16 protein-coding genes, 1 tRNA gene and 1 pseudogene are annotated in these 17,789 nt (G+C 33.3%); 4 read left to right on the top strand and 14 right to left on the bottom strand.

The features are described from left to right. The first annotated feature begins 228 nt into the window (after nucleotides 1-228). Nucleotides 229-1,473, top strand: a complete 1,245-nt coding sequence (gene nadR / locus J3U23_RS01885) for a multifunctional transcriptional regulator/nicotinamide-nucleotide adenylyltransferase/ribosylnicotinamide kinase NadR (protein WP_065562140.1) — start codon at nucleotides 229-231, stop codon at nucleotides 1,471-1,473. After that, nucleotides 1,466-2,170, top strand: a complete 705-nt coding sequence (pnuC, locus tag J3U23_RS01880; protein WP_065562141.1) for a nicotinamide riboside transporter PnuC — start codon at nucleotides 1,466-1,468, stop codon at nucleotides 2,168-2,170. Before nadR ends, pnuC begins: the two co-directional genes overlap by 8 nt. A gap of 54 nt (nucleotides 2,171-2,224) precedes the next feature. Here pnuC and J3U23_RS01875 read toward each other — a convergent pair whose 3' ends face one another. The 6 genes from J3U23_RS01875 to J3U23_RS01850 are packed head-to-tail and all read right to left on the bottom strand — an operon-like array spanning nucleotide 2,225 to nucleotide 5,712. Then, a complete protein-coding gene (locus J3U23_RS01875) occupies nucleotides 2,225-2,851 on the bottom strand; it encodes a protein-L-isoaspartate(D-aspartate) O-methyltransferase (protein WP_065562142.1) in 627 nt (208 codons plus the stop codon). Continuing rightward, nucleotides 2,851-3,867 carry a tRNA pseudouridine(13) synthase TruD gene (truD, locus tag J3U23_RS01870; RefSeq protein WP_267338279.1) on the bottom strand — a complete coding sequence of 339 codons (1,017 nt, stop codon included), beginning with the start codon at nucleotides 3,865-3,867 and terminating at the stop codon, nucleotides 2,851-2,853. Before truD ends, J3U23_RS01875 begins: the two co-directional genes overlap by 1 nt. A 16-nt stretch (nucleotides 3,868-3,883) precedes the next feature. Then, nucleotides 3,884-4,369 carry a 2-C-methyl-D-erythritol 2,4-cyclodiphosphate synthase gene (ispF, locus tag J3U23_RS01865; RefSeq protein WP_324169953.1) on the bottom strand — a complete coding sequence of 162 codons (486 nt, stop codon included), beginning with the start codon at nucleotides 4,367-4,369 and terminating at the stop codon, nucleotides 3,884-3,886. Nucleotides 4,370-4,381: 12 nt separating this feature from the next. Continuing rightward, complete coding sequence (ispD, locus tag J3U23_RS01860) at nucleotides 4,382-5,083, bottom strand: 2-C-methyl-D-erythritol 4-phosphate cytidylyltransferase (protein WP_416380119.1); 702 nt, start codon at nucleotides 5,081-5,083, stop codon at nucleotides 4,382-4,384. Continuing rightward, on the bottom strand, nucleotides 5,080-5,373 hold the full coding sequence (gene ftsB, locus J3U23_RS01855; RefSeq protein WP_065562145.1) for a cell division protein FtsB: 294 nt from the start codon (nucleotides 5,371-5,373) through the stop codon (nucleotides 5,080-5,082). Before ftsB ends, ispD begins: the two co-directional genes overlap by 4 nt. Before the next feature lie 21 nt (nucleotides 5,374-5,394). After that, entirely contained in the window at nucleotides 5,395-5,712 is a 318-nt protein-coding gene (locus tag J3U23_RS01850; RefSeq protein ID WP_065562146.1) for a TusE/DsrC/DsvC family sulfur relay protein, read from the bottom strand. 193 nt (nucleotides 5,713-5,905) lie between these two features. Between J3U23_RS01850 and J3U23_RS01845 the strand changes: the two genes are divergently transcribed. Together J3U23_RS01845 and J3U23_RS01840 are read left to right on the top strand one after the other, a co-directional pair. After that, nucleotides 5,906-5,993 (top strand) — tRNA-Ser (locus J3U23_RS01845). A 533-nt stretch (nucleotides 5,994-6,526) separates the two neighbouring features. Beyond that, the gene (locus J3U23_RS01840) at nucleotides 6,527-6,883 is read left to right on the top strand and encodes a tetratricopeptide repeat protein (RefSeq protein ID WP_267338275.1); all 357 of its coding nucleotides are present in this window, start codon (nucleotides 6,527-6,529) and stop codon (nucleotides 6,881-6,883) included. A gap of 94 nt (nucleotides 6,884-6,977) precedes the next feature. Here the strand turns inward: J3U23_RS01840 and J3U23_RS01835 are convergent, their stop codons facing one another. From J3U23_RS01835 to J3U23_RS01800, 8 genes and pseudogenes are all read right to left on the bottom strand, one after another. Continuing rightward, on the bottom strand, nucleotides 6,978-7,130 hold the full coding sequence (locus J3U23_RS01835; protein ID WP_267338274.1) for a hypothetical protein: 153 nt from the start codon (nucleotides 7,128-7,130) through the stop codon (nucleotides 6,978-6,980). Nucleotides 7,131-8,164: 1,034 nt separating this feature from the next. Continuing rightward, nucleotides 8,165-8,911 (bottom strand): DNA-binding transcriptional regulator YciT, encoded by a 747-nt coding sequence (locus J3U23_RS01830; RefSeq protein WP_416380118.1) that lies wholly within the window; start codon nucleotides 8,909-8,911, stop codon nucleotides 8,165-8,167. A gap of 282 nt (nucleotides 8,912-9,193) precedes the next feature. Continuing rightward, complete coding sequence (locus J3U23_RS01825; RefSeq protein ID WP_267338272.1) at nucleotides 9,194-11,626, bottom strand: formate C-acetyltransferase/glycerol dehydratase family glycyl radical enzyme; 2,433 nt, start codon at nucleotides 11,624-11,626, stop codon at nucleotides 9,194-9,196. A 33-nt stretch (nucleotides 11,627-11,659) separates the two neighbouring features. Next, nucleotides 11,660-12,559, bottom strand: a complete 900-nt coding sequence (locus tag J3U23_RS01820; RefSeq protein WP_267338271.1) for a glycyl-radical enzyme activating protein — start codon at nucleotides 12,557-12,559, stop codon at nucleotides 11,660-11,662. A gap of 231 nt (nucleotides 12,560-12,790) precedes the next feature. Beyond that, nucleotides 12,791-14,194: pseudogene (locus tag J3U23_RS01815) on the bottom strand (bifunctional aspartate transaminase/aspartate 4-decarboxylase); the annotation flags it as partial. A 29-nt stretch (nucleotides 14,195-14,223) separates the two neighbouring features. Beyond that, nucleotides 14,224-15,924: an aspartate-alanine antiporter gene (aspT, locus tag J3U23_RS01810; RefSeq protein ID WP_267338269.1), complete on the bottom strand. Its 1,701-nt coding sequence runs from the start codon at nucleotides 15,922-15,924 to the stop codon at nucleotides 14,224-14,226. A gap of 298 nt (nucleotides 15,925-16,222) precedes the next feature. Next, a complete protein-coding gene (locus J3U23_RS01805; RefSeq protein WP_065562156.1) occupies nucleotides 16,223-16,621 on the bottom strand; it encodes a hypothetical protein in 399 nt (132 codons plus the stop codon). Between the two features lie 26 nt (nucleotides 16,622-16,647). Further along, nucleotides 16,648-17,715 (bottom strand): methyltransferase, encoded by a 1,068-nt coding sequence (locus J3U23_RS01800; protein WP_416380117.1) that lies wholly within the window; start codon nucleotides 17,713-17,715, stop codon nucleotides 16,648-16,650. Between the last annotated feature and the right edge of the window lie 74 nt (nucleotides 17,716-17,789).

The raw sequence follows: 17,789 nt of genomic DNA, 5'->3' as shown, positions 1-17,789 counted from the left end.
TGAATTATTTCCTTATATCATTCTGATTTTAATTATTAAATTATAGATGTTACTTAAAATGAAGATTGCCTATTTTTAAGATTATAAAAGTATCTCCTATTTTATATTTAATTACTATTAGATTTAAATTGATTAGGCAAAATTATTTTCCTTGTTTAATATATTGAACATTTATTAAAAATGATGTAAATTTAGTTCCAGATAAAAAACAAAAGGTAAGGAGGCGATATGAATGGTTTTAGTTATTTGAAAACTGCCATAAAACGCAAAAATTTATCGTTACAGACAGTTGCTGATGCCTGCCAAATGACCAAAGGTTATTTGAGCCAATTAATTAATGATAAAATCAAAAATCCTAGTGCTCAAAAATTACAATCACTACACCGTTATTTGCAAATTGATCCCAACAGTAAACATAAAAAGGTAGGTGTCATTTTTGGTAAGTTTTATCCATTACATACCGGACATATTTATCTTATTCAAAGAGCGATTAGCCAAGTTGACGAACTTTATGTGATTCTTTGTTCCGATACGATGCGAGATATGGCACTATTTAAAGAAAGCGCAATGTCACGCCAACCAACAATTAACGATAGGATTCGTTGGTTATTACAAACGTTTAAATATCAAAAAAATATCCATATTGAGCTTTTAGAAGAAGATGGTATTCCTTCATATCCTAATGGTTGGAATGAGTGGAGTGATCGCGTTAAAAAGTTATTCAAGGAAAAAGGCATCAATCCTAGTTGCGTTTATTCGAGTGAACCACAAGATGTAGCGATGTATAAAGATTTATTCGATTTAGATACTGTGCTTATTGATCCTACCCGCCGATTTATGCAAGTTAGTGGTACACAAATTCGTCAAGCGCCTTTAAAAAATTGGCAATATATTCCAACTGAAGTTAGACCGTTTTTTGTACGAACTGTTGCTATTCTTGGTGGTGAATCGAGTGGTAAATCAACATTAGTTAATAAGTTAGCCAATATGTTTAATACCACTAGCGCTTGGGAATATGGTCGTGATTATGTGTTTTCTCAACTTGGTGGCGATGAACGAGCATTGCAATATGCTGATTACGATAAAATTGCATTAGGACATGCACAATATATCGATTTTGCTATCAAACATGCGAATAAAGTGTCGTTCATTGATACTGATTTTATTACCACGCAAGCATTTTGCAAAAAGTATGAAGGTAAAGAGCATCCTTTTTTACAAGCCATGATCAACAACTATCGCTTTGATTTGGTTATTTTATTAGGTAATAACACGCCTTGGGTTGCTGATGGCTTACGTAGTTTAGGAAGTCCAAAACAACGGAAAGATTTTCAACAACTACTAATCTCATTATTGAAAAAGAACCATATCAGCTATGTTCAAATCGACTCATCTGACTATGATGAACGTTATTTACGCTGTATTGAATTAGTCAATCAACTTATTAATGATAAGAGTATTAATTATGAATAATTTAAGAGATGTTATCATCGCTATTGGACGAAACAAGTTTTATCCACTATTTTGTATTATCTGCGTCACCCTTGCATTTTTGTATACTGATCCATTTAATAATTTCAATTTACGCTATGCCGTATCGTATGCTGGTGCATTTTTGGGATTATTATGTGTCATTTTATTAGCTAAACGAAAAAACTTAGGAAATGTGCTGGGAATGCTTGCTGTAGTAGCTGAGTGTTGTGCCAATTTTCTTGGTGGCAATATTGGGGCAGGCTTACCTACTTTTTACTATTTTGGTTCACATATTTATGGATTATTTACTTGGCAAAAAAATCTCGATCAGAATAAAAATGTTAAAGTTCGTTCCTTAAATGAAAGTGCATTTTTATATGCGTTGATATTTTTAATTGTTGCAGCATTTTTTAATATCTATTTAACTAACGAAATCGGTGCGAGCAATACTTCATATCAACTCATTACAAATTGCTTTATATTCGGCTTAGGTGTAGTTGCGCAACTATTATTAATGATGAGGTACGCCTTCAATTGGTATTTGTGGGTATTGTTAAATGTATTAGTGATCGGTTTGAATATTTATACTGACAATATTGTTATTGCAACTCAATATTTAATTTACCTATTTAATGCATTATACGGTATTAGTGAATGGAAGCTTTCAGAAGAAAAAGCAAAAGAAAATAAATTATAGAGAACATTCAATCAAAAAATAGAAAATAATTGATTATTTTCTATTTTTTGCGATTTATTCAACATCCCCATCAACAAGCGGTACAAATTTTACTTCCCCAATATTTGTAGTTATAAAATTGTCTCCATCACGCTCAATTAATTGTAACGTTTGTTTGTTTTTACCAACAGGTAAAACTAAGCGCCCTTTGTCAGCAAGCTGTTCTAGAAGGCTTTGAGGAACTTCTGATGCTGCGGCAGTAACGATTATGCCGTCAAATGGACCTCGTTCAGGCCAACCTTGCCAACCATTACCATGACGAGTTGAGATGTTATGAATATCAAGTTGCTTTAATCGCCGTTTTGTATTCCATTGTAAACTTTTTATTCTTTCTACTGAGCAGACATGATCAACCAGCTTGGCTAGTACTGCGGTTTGATATCCTGAACCTGTACCAATTTCAAGCACTTTGGCTGTCGGCGTTAACCTTAGTAATTCAGTCATTTTGGCAACGATATATGGCTGAGAAATGGTTTGACCGCTACCTATTGGTAATGATCGGTCATCATAAGCTTGATGAGAAAGCGCTTCATCAACAAAATTCTCACGCGGTATTGAAGCTATAGCATCTAAAACACGATCATCTTTTATTCCCTGCTGGCGCAATAAATTAATCATAGCCTGCATTTTTGAATTTTGCATTACTCATTTCCAATTATCAATTCGCGTAAAACACTTGTAGCATAGCAACCAGAAGGTAAGTAGAAATTGATTTCAATATCATTTTCGCCTATCCATTGCCATTCAAGTTGCTCGGGGCGCAATAATATTGAGCGCCTGATTGTTTCCATTCGTTCTTTCTTGAATAATTCCTCAAAGCAAGACCAATGTTTTAAACAATTTGTTTCAAATTCTAATGCAACTGATGTTGTGCCCAATGGCGAATCACCAACCATTGGTGCAGTAATATTAATTTCGCCATTTTGCAAACGTTGTTGTAAAAGTGATAATTCATCAGTTTTAGACAAAAACCAACTATTACTTTTAGATAGTTGTAATATATCACCATCGAGCACCGTTTGCTGAATATTTTGTTTAATTCTTTGACTGACAATATCATTGAAAATAGCACTACGAGCAGCAGAAAGATAAAAACCTCTTTTTTTACGATCTTTAACTGAAATTTCGCCAGTTGCCCATTTTTTTGCTTGGGTTATGTTATTTTGATCTCGTCCAAATCTTTGCTCACCAAAATAATTAGGGACACCATATTGTTTAATTGTGTTTAATTTAGGCTCAATATTATCGGTTAAGTTTCTTAAAATAATTTTAAAGCGATTACCTTTTAAAGCCCCTATTTTTAATTTTTTATTATGACGAGTAATCTGCAATATTCGACAGCCCGTTAAATCAAATTTTGAAAAATCAGGTGTTTCTTTACCTGGCATATGTAAGCTAAACCATTGCTGGGTAACTGCTTGACGGTCTTTAAGACCAGCATAACTGACATTTTTAGCTGAAATACCGACATATTTAGCTAATTGTTCGGCGACAAAGACCGTATTGCAATCTTTCTTTTCAAGATAAACTAAAACATGTTCACCTTCACCAGTAAGCTCAAAACCAAGCTCTTCAATAACGATGAAATCTTCAAATTGCTGTTTATATAAACCATGAGTTGTCGGTTTACCATAAAAATAATTAAGTTCTGCTAACACTTATTTTGCCTATCGTTTATTTTGTATTTGTTTTTTTTGCTAATAGTACTACTGCCTCACAAGCTATCCCTTCTTTACGGCCTGTAAAACCTAGTTGCTCGGTGGTGGTTGCTTTAACACTAATTTGGTCAAAATGTACATTCAAATCTTCAGCAATATTAACGCGCATTTGATCTACATGAGGTCTCATTTTAGGTTCTTGGGCAATAATAGTTGTATCTAAATTAACTAATTCATAACCTTTAGATTGAACAATTTGGTAAACTTCTTGTAATAACAATCGGCTGTTTATATTTTTGTATTTGGGATCATTATCAGGAAATAGTTTACCAATATCGCCCAAAGCTAATGCGCCAATTAAAGCGTCAGTGATAGCATGTAAAACTACATCGCCATCAGAATGAGCAATAAGTCCATATTGATAAGGAATTATTACTCCACCTAGGATAATTGGTCCTTCCCCACCAAACTTGTGTACATCAAATCCATGACCTATTCGCATAATCTACCTATATTAAATTTGATTAGTTAAATAAAACGTAGCCAAGCTTAAATCTTCTGGGCGAGTGATTTTTATATTATCTCGACGACACTCAATTAATAATGGATGACCACCACAATACTCTATCGCTGATGCTTCATCAGTGATGGCGACATGATTATTTAAAGCCTTACTCAAACATGCTTTTAGTTCACCAGCATTAAACAACTGAGGTGTAGCAGCACCCCATAAATATGTACGATCCACAGAGTGGCTAATGATATTGGCATCATCTGTATAAGCTTGCTTGATCGTATCACTGAGTGGGGTTGCCAATATTCCACCTTTGTTTTCATGTAAAACTCGATTTATTAATTTAGTGATATCTTCATGACTAACACAAGGCCTTGCGGCATCATGGACTAATGCCCATTGATTTTCAGCAACTAAGTTTAAGCCTGCTAAAACAGAGTCAGCACGAGTTTCACCACCATAAGTCACTTTAACTTTTGATGCAACATCAAGTGTTTTAAAAAGCTTATCTTCTTGGTTTATCACCACTACTACTTGACTGATTTTAGGGTGGGTTAATAATTTTAGTAGGGTGTGTTCTAAAATGGTCATTTGACCAATTTTTAAATATTGTTTAGGTAATTGACTATCCATGCGACAACCAATTCCTGCGGCAGGAACGATTGCGATAATATCACTATTATTTGCCACGTAATACCTTATTGTTGTGAGTTGGAATCAATAATTATTCGATAAAAATACTCATTAGGTTTAACCATACCCAAATGACTTCGAGCTCGTTCTTCTATTGCTTCATAACCTTTTTGTAAATCTTCAACTTCAGCAAACATCTGTTCGTTGCGAGCTTTTAACTTATCATTCTCTTGATGTAGGTTTTCAAGCATTTGCACATTTTCTTGGTAATCATAAAAATTATTTTTACCATACCATAATGAGTACTGCAAATACCCCAATACAAGAAGTAATATAAATGGGAGTTTCCATCTAATCATGAGTATAATTGTTCTCTTAACTTAAATACATTTCACAGGTTTAGGTAAGCCTGCAAGTTTAGTTGCTTGTTTAGCTGGTCCGTCAGGAAATAATTTATATAAATAGCGACTATTACCTTTTTCTGGACCAAATTTTTTCTCCATTGCTTTAACTAACGCACGGATTGCTGGTGATGTTTTATATTCTAAATAAAAATCACGAACGAATAAAATGACTTCCCAGTGAGCATCAGTTAATTCAATAGACTCTTTAATAGCTAATTCAGGCACCAAATCAACAGACCAATCCTGCCAATTCTTTAAATAGCCTTTTTCATCGGTTTCTATTTGATTTAACATATTTCAAAACATGGTTTGATATTTGCGGTGTATTATACTCAAATAATAAGATTCCAACACTAATTTTGGTAAGTAAACCATATCAATTTACCTAAATTGACCTGAATTTGGCGAAAATTAGAGCAGTTGATGAAAAATATTAAATTAGCTATTTACAAATAAGTCCGTCTCCTTTAATATTCACAGCCATTGCGGAAGTGTGGCTGAGCGGTTGAAAGCACCGGTCTTGAAAACCGGCGAGGGGCGACCCTCCCAGAGTTCGAATCTCTGCGCTTCCGCCATCTTTCCTAGAGATTAATCAAATAGTTACAATTCAAAACTCAATAAATAACTCTCTTCCAAAATATATCACTTAGAATATATCTATTTTCCCTAAAATACCTGTTTTACGTACAGTGAAAATCATCATCAATTTTTTTGCTAGGGTAAAACTCATACCATTTTTAGCAAATTTCTGCGATCCGCTTTCCAACTTTTCACTTCAATTCACACTCCAGAAAAATATTAGTTATGATGAATAAAACTAACTAATCTTTCATAACATGATCACAATAAACTACACAAAACAATTTACATACTAACCGACCCAGACACCGATTCAATTTACGATTGCGAAAATGATTCGTATTTGATTTTTCCTCTCTCTCGATATACACAATGACTGGTAGTGCTTTTATCGGAATAACGGATTAAACAAAATCGGAATTTTTGAATCGTATCAAGATGAGGTAGAGTATGTTAAGTTGAAGATTGAAGATGGATCTTTTAACTGGATATGATTTAATAATCATCTTATTAATTATTGAGATCAACCATGAAAAAAATAATAGCGATATTTTTTATCTTATTTTCGTTTAGTGTTTATTCTTATGATATTGATGAGTTAATTAAGAAAGCAAACAACGGAGACGCAGAAGCTCAAAATAAGTTAGGTAAGATATATTCTGATGGCAACAGTACAATTACAGATTATGAGAAGGCTATAAATTATTTTAAATTATCCGCAGAGCAAGGTAATTTATATGCTCAACACAACTTAGGCGTAATGTATTATTTTGGCCAAGGAGTACCTAAAAATTTATCTATTGCAAAAGAATGGTTTAAAAAATCTTGTGACCAAAAATTTGTAATTGCATGTGGTTATTATAAAAAATTAAATAAGTTTAATTAATAACTTGACCTGCACCGTCGGTTAAAACTCCCGAAATTTTTGCCATAATTTTAATTTCTCCAGATAATAAAAAACCACTACTAAAGCGGTTTTTTTATTTTTTTAATGCCATAAGCGTAATGATGTCAGGAATGCCCGTTTTATGATGTTTATCGCTCTCGTGCATACTAACACTAAATGTTGCGTGCGCTGGAATGACAACATAATATGTGTTGCTAGCAATATGATTATAATTTATTGTTTCCATTGTTTTTACCAAAACAAATCTACCATTAGTATTATCGAATGTAACAACCAGCATGGTTATTTATGAAATTATAAGCTTAAATCAGAGTTTCTAGGAAACAAATAAACTTTATAAATTATTGCCCTATCTTAAGATTGATGAGTTAATTATTAAAAAGGTAGAGGCTGATGAAGCTAATCTTTTAGAAGATTACTTTGGAATCTCAGAAAATAAATTCGTGCCAGTGCTGGATAATTTAAGAAATAATGAGTTAGATAATATTACAGATTATCAACATTTATGTTCTTTTGCTGCATTGCAGCTAATTAGAACAATTAAAATACAAAAAATACAGACAGATATCATGCAAAGGTGTATGAAAAATTTTCATATTCATGTCAAAAGGAATGTTTTATTTATTGTTCAAAACATGCTGAAAAATTAACTACAGATACCAGCTAAAAATAAGTAAACTTTGCTATACTACATTTGTTAAAAAATAAAATTTATGTATGCTAGTTTCTGTTTAGATCAGTTAAGGTACAGACAGTGAACGGATACTAAGACGGGTGCAGATTTATTTTTTATTTAAAATATGATTTTAAATCAATCGTATAAAAATAATTTTGATAAGTTAGCCCTTCCGCCATCTTTCCTTGTTACCATTCCATTCAAAAACCAACGGGATAAATACTATTATTGTCCAATGTGCTGTTCGGTATAACATTTAATTTCGAATAATATTACCTAAGTTACCCTGCATTAACGGTTATCACGCTTGTTTTATTTAGTTATAGTAGGTCGAAACAAGTAGCAGAATTAGCAACATTATTAGTGATAAATAATATCTATCTTATCAATTTTACTCCACCGTAGTTAGTTAGGCCACTGTAATTGATTACGAGTTTCCGTTTAATTCTCATTAGGTTGTGAATAAGATTTAAATATTAATTTTTCTAGTTAGGCAATATATAACAGCAAGAAGAGTCTAAAATAGGCAATTTTTAATGGAGAGAGAAGTATAATAGCCAATTTAACTCGATGTTTGTAATAGTTTAATTTTTTACTTTATCAACGATAATATTACTATTATATAAATAATTTTCACTATCAACATCAATACTATAATCAGTAATTACACGATTAATAGAATTTAATGGTTGAAATTGATATTTTTGTTTTATTCCAAATTTAGACGAATCAGTAATAATAATACTTTCACTAGGTTTAGCTAAAATAGTATTAACTAATTCGGTACGCATTTTATCTCTTCCAGTGAATCCAGTTTGCTTTGTAAATCCATCAACCCCAATAAATGCTTTATCGAAAGAGAGATGCTTAATTGCTAAACAAGCCAATTCGCCAACAACACTATCACTTTTTTTCTGATATTCACCACCAATTACAACCACATTTAGATCTGTTGATTTAAGTAATTGAGCAATATAATAGCTTGATGTTATTAAGGTGACCCGACGAGTATAAGCAAGATGCCTTGCTAATAATGCATTGGTACTTCCACCCTCAATAAAAATATATTCATCATTATTAACTAATGAAGCGGCATATTCAGCAATTTTTTGTTTAAGTGGAAATTTAATTTTCATTCGTGCATCTAAATTATCACTGTCAACAGTTACCGCATAACCATGTTCACGTTTTAAATAACCATTTTTTTCTAAAAAATTAAGATCATGACGAATAGTGACAACTGAAACCGCTAAATCTTTAGCAAGACGAGCAACACTCACTTGCCCAATTTCATTAACTTGATAAATAATTTCTTTTTGGCGTTCATTCATTAAATAAAGCATTTATTTCTAACCTTTTTAGATTGCCTTAATCTTAACTTATTTACTATTCAGCTGAAAATCATATAAGAATGTAAAACATTTTTGAACAACTCTTTAGTGTTGATACCAAAAGCTCAAGTTAAATGGTCAAACAAGTCAGAGACTATCCTACAACAACATGATATTTCATAAACAAAACGGATATTAAAATGATCCGCTTCGTTTATAAAAATGATGAAACTAAGCCATATCGCGATGTCTTAGTTTTTTGGAAGTATATCATACTACTTATCAAATAACATGCTCAGTGCGAGCAATTATGTCATCTTGTGCATCAGGTGATAATGCAGTAAAAAAAGCTGAGTAACCTGCTACACGAACAACTAAGTCTCGAAATTGATCGGGATTAGCTTTTGCTGCCATTAATGTCTCACGAGATACCACATTAAATTGAACATGCCATCCCAGATGGAATTCGAAAAAAGTACGTAACATTGACATTAATTTTTGTCTATCTCGAACATTATCAAGAGTAGAAGGATTAAGTTTTTGATTTAGTAATACTCCGCCCAGTATTTTATCTGTAGGTAATTTTCCGACAGAATTAAATACAGCTGTCGGTCCTAATGTATCTGTACCTGATGATGGACTTGCACCTTCAGCTAACGGTGTCCAAGCTTTACGTCCATCGGGTGTTGCCGCCGTTTGCGCACCAAATGGCACATTGGCCGAAATAGATGAGGTACCAGCATAATAAGTGCCTCCAATAGGACCTCGGCCATAGCGAGGATTTTTATAATTCTTGAGTTCATCTATATAGCTGTTATAAGCGTCAACTAACAATCGATCAACTTCATCATTATCGTTACCATATTTAGGAGCACCATTTAGTAGACGTTGACGTAACTGCTCACCACCTAGTCCTTCAAAATTTTCAGCTAATGATTTAGCTAGTTCTTTTTGACCTACCACACCTTGATCAAAAACTAATTTTTTCACTGCTTCGAGACTATTCGCAGTGTTAGCTAAACCAACTTGTAACCCAGAAACCCAATCATATTTAGCTCCACCTTGTTTTATAGTTTTTCCACGCTCGATACAATCATCAACCAACACAGAGCAGATAATATCATGTGCATTTTCTTCTAACATTGTGTCAATAACATATTCAATTTCGATTGATTTTCTTGTGTAATAACGAATTTGCTCACTCCATGAATACATCACTTCATCAAAGCTAGTAAAATTGCCTTTACTTAACGCTTTTTCTTGTGGTAAATAAACTACGCCACTTGTTGCATCTTTACCTCCTTCAAGTGATGCCAATACCACTCTTGCAAAGTTGATAAAACTCATCCCTGTACAACGATATCCCCATTTGCCCGGCACAGCTGTTTCAATACAACCAATTGCAGAATATTCATAGGCATCTTGTGGTTCAACTCCGAGTTTAATAAATTCAGGAATAACAATTTCGTCATTATTAAATGCTGGCATACCAAAACCACAACGGATAACTTGAATACACGCATCTAAGAATTCGTTACTTAAACCAGCATGATAACGCACACTTAAGTTGGGTTGAGTTGATTTTAAACGACCACATGATTCTAAGATCGCAAAAGACAAGCCATTTACTGCATCTATTGGTTTTCCATCAACTAACTTTTGACCACCAATTGTTACATTCTGATACATCGGACTTCCTGCTGAAGATTTTGAATGAGAACCAGAACGGATCTTATTCACTTCAAGTAATTTCAACCAACAGCTATGTAATAATTCAATCGCATTTTCACGAGTAATGGTTTTATTTTGTTCAACATCTTTCTGGTAGAAAGAATAGAGATATTGATCCAAACGTCCAAAAGAAACTGAGTGCCCATTAGATTCGATTTGTAATAATAACATCACAAAATAACAAAGTTGCAATGCTTGCCAGTAGGTCTGTGGTGCTTTATGAGCTATTAATTGACAATTTTCAGCAATTTGTTGTAACTCTTTTTTACGCCAATCACGCATTTCAATTGCTGCCATTTCTGTTGCTAGTTTAGCATAACGATCTATATACTCACTCATTGCAACCATTGACATATCGGAGGCTTTTAAAAATTGATCTTTATAAAAATCGTCTAAATTCGTTAAGTCTAGACGACTACGACGTTCTCTTATTTTTTCGATAAGTCCATCAATACCATTATTCAAAATCAGAGGAAAATTAACTGCTAGATGTGCATCACCAGCATTCATATTGCCTTCAGCTTTAATCATTACTGTATCAAGTAGTGATTTTTGTTCATCAGTAAAAAGTGCATAACAGCGGTCTAATACTGTTTGACCATTCCACCATGGGCAAATTTCATGTAACACAGCCTTATCATGTTCAGTGACTTCAAAACCAGCACCAGGCCTGTCACCTAATTCATCAATTTCTTTTTCGATCCAACCTACTGTATATTCGGGGAATATTGGTGCAGCTCTGGGTTGATTTGCTTGATTACCCACAATAAGTTCATCATGTTTAATCCAAATGGTTTTTTTTGCTAAGTGATTCGCTAAAGCAAAAGCTCGGCGAATAATGATAGGTTGATCAAGATGAGCTTTATAAGATTCAGTATAATGCTCGGCACGTTCAACGCAAATATTTGGTTTAATAATATGAATTAATGCATCTTTATGTGCTTTAATTCGTGGGGTAATTGTAGTTAAGTCTAAGTTTGCCATTGTTGTCTCCTTTTTTAATTCCTGTGACAAATATTATCCACGCAAAATCACATTTAAATTTTTATCTTTCGCATATTGCATAGCATATTCAATCAATTCATTGTCGTTTAATGGTTCAGTAGGTGCGTAATAAGGCTTGTCCAACATTTTATATTTATTAATACCTAGTGTATGGTATGGTAAAAAATGGATCTCACTAGTCAAAATCTCACCAACCGTGAAATCAACAATTGAGCGAATAGATTGTTTATCTGCATTGAAACCTTGAATCAGAGGAACCCTTACTATAATGGTTTTATCTGCTTTAGATAGTAAGCGAAAATTATCTAAAACACGTTTTGCAGAACCATTGGTCCACGCTTTAAATATTTTCTCATCCGTATGTTTTAAATCAGCCAAAAAAAGATCTACATAAGGTAAAGATGATTCAATATATTTCCACGGTACGTGCAAACAAGTTTCAACTGCAGTGTGGTATTGATGTTCCTTACATCGTTGTAGAATTTGTTGGCTCAACTTTGGCTGCATAAATGGCTCACCACCAGATAATGTCACACCACCATCTGTACGTTTGTAAAAAGGTGCATCTTTATCAACAACAGTCATTATTTCATCCACCGAATAAAGTTCACCACAAACTGTAAGAGCCAAACTAGGACAAAGATACTTCATGTTTTCGATTAACTGATCATCCAATTTTGAACGTTTAATCTTCAATTCACCTTTTACTTTACAAAATACATTAGGTGAATGTTTTACACATAATTCGCAATCTTGGAGACATAGACGATTGTCATACAAAAATTCTTGCTTGGTTAATTGACTTTCAGGGTTTTGACACCAAACACAACTCAATGAACAGCCTTTTAAAAATATGACAGTTCTAATGCCAGGACCATCGTGAGTTGAATAGCGTTGTAAATTGAAAATCATTAATTTACTCCTTTTTGTTTTATTAAATATGTTTCGAAAGAAAGTTACCGTGATCAAGATCACATTTTTTAAAATAATCTTTGATTTTATTTTTATATTAAAATGGAGGAATAAAACTAATTTCTACTTATAAAAATATAAGCTAGAATAGGTGATAAATAAATTTGTTACCAAAGGGATTTGGTCGATAAATCTATAATAATATTGATTTTTTTGATGGTATTAATTTAACGGATTTTTATTTTTTAAGATCCATTTAGCAAACTTATCATCATAAAGTTCACGACAAATATGTTCTAGATCAATTAAGGTATAATAATCGACACTATTTTCATCAGTATGATGTTCAAGTCCTAAATGTTGATACAATGATGCTGCTCGACGACGAATTAATGATTTTAATGCGGCTTTATAACTTTGATCAGTATCCATCATTTCACACAATGCAAATAACACCATTTGAACCTGTTGTGGCGTAGAAAGACCAGCAGTGTGATTTAACGCAACCGCACGGCTATCTGCTACTAAACGATCGATAAATTTAAGATTTTCAGGATCGGTCACAATTGAGCTGTAACGTTTATCTAAAATCTGTCTAGCCTTGCTTGGTAATGCTTTAATTTTGTTATCTAAAATATTATCGTGTGCTATTGCAATCACACCTAAACGCCAACCTGTTGCACCAAAATACTTAGAGAATGAATAAACTAAAATCGTATTTTTAGGGCAAATAGCAAATAAGGATTGGAAATCATCAGCAAATGTACCGTAAACATCATCAGTTAAAATAATTAAATCTGGACGTTTTTTCACAATATCAGCAATGATTTTCAAACTTTTATCATCAATTTTTACTGATGGTGGATTAGATGGGTTAACTAAATAAAATGCTTTGATGGAAGGATCTTCTAATTTGCGCAATTCGGCTTCTGGATATTGCCAATTTTTATCAGGATCAGAATTAACTAACACTTCAACCAATTGATAATCATTAAGCTCTGGAATTTCCAAATACGGCGTAAAAATAGGTGCACCAATTGCAATTTTATCACCTTTTTGGATTAAGTTATTTTCTTTCATTGAATTGAAAATATAAGCCATTGCAGCAGTACCACCTTCAACAGCAAATAGATCAAGATCATCTCGTCTTAAATATTGCGCACCCATTTGAGAAAGAACATAGGCTTTAACCACCTCTTCACTAAAATGCAGCATTCTATCAGGTACTGGATAGTTACAGCCCAAAATACCTTCCACCATCTCTTGTAAGAAGGCATTTTCATCTAGACCAAGTTGATCGCGAATATATGAAAATGCTTTACCTAAAAATGACACGCCAGGAGTTTGATAATTTTGACGGACAAAATGTTCAAAACGACCTGTTAAACCAGCCTTAATTGGCATTCCTCCTATGCCTTCATTCATATATGAAAAAGACATTTCAGACTCTTGCAAAGCAAAAACACCAAGTTGGAAAAAAGCTTGTCGTGGCCATGTTGCCAAGAAATTAGGATTACCACGCCCCGCATTTAACATTACACGGTCAGTATGGCTTTGTGCTAGTTTAATTAAATTATCTTTCAATTCAAAAGGACTTAAATTCGCATATTTTGCATATTCATTATTACTTTTCATAACCATGTATCCTTAATTTGAGATGTCAATTAAACAAAAGCAACAACTAATGGCCCTAATAAAGTTAGGAAAACATTAGCTAAAGCATAGGTAATAGCAAAAGAGTTAGTAGGTGTTGAGTTACCCGCTTTATTTAGTACTTCACCAAAAGCTGGATTTGCACTACGAGAACCCGCCAAAGCACCAGCGAATACTGCAGAATTTTTATAACCCAGCACATACTTACCAAAGTAAATACCAAGCAACATAGGCAATAAAGTAACTACAACACCAATTAGAAATAAAGAAATACCTTGATCTTTAATGGTATCAATAGCTTGCAATCCAGAGCTTAGACCAACTACGGCTACGAAGCCAGCAAGACCGAAATCTTTAAGTAATTGCACCGCACCCGTTGGGATGTTCCCAACAGTTTGATGTAAAGATCGATACCATCCAAATAATAAGCCTGATAACAAAGCACCACCACCAGCACCTAAGGTAATTGGAATACCACTAACACGAATTACAATAAGACCAATAATAAGGCCAACGACAAGACCTAAACCATGGAATATCCAGTCAGTTTTTTCGCTTTTTGTTATCGGCGCACCAATTTTATCAACTACTCGCCTTAAGTCACCATCAGTACCATAAACCGTAATAATGTCACCTAATTTGAACACCATATCATTATTTAATGGCAATGGTTGCCCATCGCGATGGACAGCAATTAAATAAATACCATGTTTTAGTTTCATTACTTCATCAGATGAAAGTACTTGCGTTAAGTTTTGACCAACATAACGTGTATTACGCATTTCGACATCTTGAGTATTCATAACCACATCCATACCCTGTGCCGAATTCACCTCTTCACCTAATAAATCAGTGGCTTTAATCATGGCATCACGATGACCAACAACTAAAATAATATCTTTGGCCTTTAATATAGTTTCTGGCCCAGCTTCAATAATACGATTACCACGTTTGATTCGTTCGATACTTATGCCATTAATCACCTTTTCTAAACTTTCAACGGTTTGATTAACTTTATTGGTAATACGATATAAACGACCAGTTACATCTGATAAGGCAAAGTTCTGACCACTACCTAATAAAAGTGAACCATGTAATTGTTCTGCTTCTGCCTGAATTGCATCATCGTTAATTTCACGACCCATAATTTTAGGTAAAATATTAACACAGACAATTATGGCTCCGAGTGAACCAAAGATATAAGTTACGGCATATCCAATAGTCACATTACCTTGTAATCGGCTTAACTCTTCAGGGCTTAAACCTAGCTGAGTAAGCGCATCTGATGCCGTCCCCATTATTGCTGATTGGGTTAATCCTCCTGCAGCTAAACCAGCAGCAAGGCCTTTATCTAAATTGAATAATTTGGCTAAAACGAGCACCGTAACAAAGCCAACAACGGCAATAAATAGTGCTAAAAAGATTTCACGAAGGGTTTTAACCCCCAATGAACGAAAGAATTGAGGTCCACTTTCGAACCCTACTGCATAAATAAATAAAGCAAAAAGTACAGCTTTGACACCAGCATCAACCGTAACACCAAACACGCTTAATGCGACAGCAACTAGTAGGGAACCAGCCACTCCACCTAATTGAAATTTACCAATTCGAATACCACCAATCAAATACCCTAAGCTCAGTGAGAGAAATAAAAGTATTTCTGGTGAATGTTTAAGTCCATCTAAAATCCAATTTGAAAGCCATTGAAACATAATAATTGTCCTCAAGTGCTAAAATTTATGAAATAGAAAAAGATAGAAAAGAAAAGATTGGAACTTGAACTTTAATATTCATCACATTTTATGAATACTGTTATATATTAAACTTCAATGCAAAGAATAGATAGTTAATTTTAACGATTAATACTATTGTTAGGAGATAACAAATTATTAAAAAAGTAACATATTGTCATATTACAATATCTATAAATTGTTCTTAAAAAGAAGCCCAAACAATTTTTGGGCTTAAAGGTGGTTTAATTAAAAAATAAATTTCATTAAGTTCAAAGCGTTATTTTGCTCTGAAAATATTTTCTCTAATTTTAGCATCAAGATTGTTTATCCAACGATTGTAGTTGCGATGAACTTTTCCATTACTACCTTGTAAGTTTGAACTAACTGAAACATACTTAATTGAATACCCTGTTGCAGAGTAAGGGATATCAACAACAACTTCAAATTTACGATTGAATAATTGACCTCGGATAGTATCATTATTTAATGCTTGCATTTTCCAAGTACCAAATGCTGCTCTACCTTTAGTACCACTATCTAAAATAGCTTGTTTAACTTGTGCTTTAGTCAAACCATTAACTGGGGTACTAATACTATTTGGCGCTTGATATTTACTTGCACAACCGAATAATATTGAAACTAAAAAGAATGCTGCAATATATTTAAAAAATCTCATTGTTTACTCCTTAAGGATAATTTTAATTAACGTTTTTTACATATTAATAAAGTGTGTCCAAATCCAATCCCATCAATATCTTCCTCAACGTGAAACCCTGCTTCATTTAGACATTGATAAAATACTTTTGAATGGTAAAAACGGCTATTACCATTTGCTAAACAAGTAAAATAGAGAGAAGAAGCATTTAAACTTAATGCTCCTGCCTCAAAGTTTTGGCGATCCCAAAAAAGATCCATAATACAAACAGAAGCATCATCATTCATACTACGGTGTATTGTTTTCAAAATATGGACAATTTGATCTGAACTAAAACAATCTAAAAACTGGCTCATCCACCAGATATCAGCTTGGTTAGGGAAAATATCAGTTTCCAGTACATTTACACCAATACCATCAATACGATCTTCAAAGCCCGATTTTTTAATATTTTCTTTTGCAACTGAGATTTGTTCAGGTAAATCTAAGATTGTCACTTGAGTTTCAGGCAAATGTTTAGCTGAAAAAATTGCCCATTTACCTGTATTACCACCTATATCATAAACATGTTTAGGGTTCAATTTCATGATGTAAGGTAAAACAGCAGGAAAAGCGTGATCTGAATAAAAATGGTCGAAATCAAACCAACTTTTTTTTGCTTGTTCAGGCAGAGACTGCAACATGGGGTAAATCGTTTTACCATCACCAAAAACTTTGAGGCCACTCGGTTCGCCTTTTTCAAGTGCTTCTTGAAGAAAAAACATACTTTGGTAGCAGATATCTTGGGAAAAATTAAGGTTAACTTCTGTCATTTTATCATGCAATAAAAAATGACCAATTTTACCTAAAATATAGTTGGAGTCTTGCTGATAAATAACACGCATACTAAGTGCAACATCCAGCAGAAGTTCAAGTGCATAAGGTGATAAAGAAACTTTTTTAGTTAAATCCTCTAAATTAATACCAATTTTACCAGATTGATCAATAGAAGATAAAATTCCTTTGTTTTTCATGCACATTATGGCTTGGAATAATATAGGAGCAAAGGCAATTTTTTGAGCTTCAGTAATTGCTTCTAATGCTGTATAAATTTCCTTATTGAATCCATACTTGATGTTTTCTTGTCCAGTCAATGTATTGCCTTTTTATTGTTTTACTGTATTGTATAAATAAATCAGATTTTTTCAGT

The organism is Gilliamella sp. B3367 (assembly GCF_026536825.1).
Taxonomy (GTDB): Bacteria; Pseudomonadota; Gammaproteobacteria; order Enterobacterales; family Orbaceae; genus Gilliamella; species Gilliamella apicola_E.
The sequence above is the reverse complement of the archived record's forward strand: the minus strand, read 5'-3'. Positions and strand labels throughout refer to the sequence as shown.

Coding starts and splice junctions, on each gene's coding strand:
- nadR (WP_065562140.1), top strand. CDS start 229: ATGAATGGTTTTAGTTATTTGAAAACTGCCATAAAACGCAAAAATTTA.
- pnuC (WP_065562141.1), top strand. CDS start 1,466: ATGAATAATTTAAGAGATGTTATCATCGCTATTGGACGAAACAAGTTT.
- J3U23_RS01875 (WP_065562142.1), bottom strand. CDS start 2,851: ATGCAAAATTCAAAAATGCAGGCTATGATTAATTTATTGCGCCAGCAG.
- ispF (WP_324169953.1), bottom strand. CDS start 4,369: ATGCGAATAGGTCATGGATTTGATGTACACAAGTTTGGTGGGGAAGGA.
- ftsB (WP_065562145.1), bottom strand. CDS start 5,373: ATGATTAGATGGAAACTCCCATTTATATTACTTCTTGTATTGGGGTAT.
- J3U23_RS01850 (WP_065562146.1), bottom strand. CDS start 5,712: ATGTTAAATCAAATAGAAACCGATGAAAAAGGCTATTTAAAGAATTGG.
- J3U23_RS01840 (WP_267338275.1), top strand. CDS start 6,527: ATGAAAAAAATAATAGCGATATTTTTTATCTTATTTTCGTTTAGTGTT.
- J3U23_RS01835 (WP_267338274.1), bottom strand. CDS start 7,130: ATGGAAACAATAAATTATAATCATATTGCTAGCAACACATATTATGTT.
- J3U23_RS01830 (WP_416380118.1), bottom strand. CDS start 8,911: ATGAATGAACGCCAAAAAGAAATTATTTATCAAGTTAATGAAATTGGG.
- J3U23_RS01825 (WP_267338272.1), bottom strand. CDS start 11,626: ATGGCAAACTTAGACTTAACTACAATTACCCCACGAATTAAAGCACAT.
- J3U23_RS01820 (WP_267338271.1), bottom strand. CDS start 12,559: ATGATTTTCAATTTACAACGCTATTCAACTCACGATGGTCCTGGCATT.
- aspT (WP_267338269.1), bottom strand. CDS start 15,924: ATGTTTCAATGGCTTTCAAATTGGATTTTAGATGGACTTAAACATTCA.
- J3U23_RS01805 (WP_065562156.1), bottom strand. CDS start 16,621: ATGAGATTTTTTAAATATATTGCAGCATTCTTTTTAGTTTCAATATTA.